1 protein-coding gene is annotated in these 1,009 nt (G+C 62.7%); it reads right to left on the bottom strand.

The genetic code is table 11. The annotated features are described in order from the left end of the window. On the bottom strand, positions 1-1,009 hold a 1,009-nt coding region (locus AC3WN7_RS28595), incomplete at both ends, for a calcium-binding protein (RefSeq protein ID WP_492575443.1).

Below are 1,009 nucleotides of genomic sequence, written 5' to 3'. Positions count from 1 at the left end.
CGCCGACGATGAAGTCGTTACCTGCACCACCCACGATCGTGTTGGCCAGCCCGTTGCCAGTGCCCACAAAGTTGCCGCTGCCGCCGAAAAACAGATTCTCGACGTTGGCATCCAGGGTGTAGCTCGCGAGTGAGGTCCAGACCGTGTCGTTGCCGCCACCGACGTTCTCGCCTACCACGTCACCAAGGTCGGTGACTTCGTAGACATCGCTGCCGGCACCGCCGACCATCGTGTCGGCTCCGCCGCCACCGATGAGGACGTCATTACCCGCACCACCCACGAGCATGTTGGCGAGCACGTTGCCGACGCCCACGAAGTTGCCGCTGCCGCCGAAAAACAGATTTTCGACGTTGGCATCCAGGGTGTAGCTCGCGAGCGAGGCCCAGACCGTATCGCTGCCAGCACCGGCGAGTTCGATCACCCTGTCCCCAAGGTCGGAGGCTTCATAGATATCGCTGCCATCACCGCCAGCCATCGTGTCGGCACCGCCGGCACCGATGATGACATCGTTACCCGCACCGCCCACGATCTGGTTATCCAGTACGTTGCCGGAACCCACGAAATTACCACTGCCGCCGAAAAACAGATTCTCGACATTGGCACCCAGGGCGTAGCTCGAGAGCGAGGTCCAGATCGTGTCGTTGCCGCCACCGACGTTCTCGCCTACCACGTCACCAAGGTCGGTGACTTCGTAGGTATCGCTGCCGGCACCGCCGACCATCGTGTCGGCACCGCCGCCACCGATGAGGACGTCATTACCCGCACCACCGGCGAGCGTGTTGTCGAGCACGTTGCCGATGCCCACGAAGTTGCCACTGCCGCCGAAAAACAGGTTCTCGACGTTGGCACCCAGGGCGTAGCTTGAGAGCGAGGTCCAGATCGTGTCGCTGCCGGCACCGGCGAGTTCGCTCACCACGTCCCCGAGCTCGGTGACTTCATAGATATCACTGCCGTCACCGCCGGCCATCGTATCGGCACCACCACCGCCGATGAGCACGTCATTGCCCGC

This window comes from Pseudomonas sp. FW305-70 (assembly GCF_058783925.1).
Note: the sequence above shows the minus strand (reverse complement) of the source record. Positions and strands in the feature narration are given on the sequence as shown.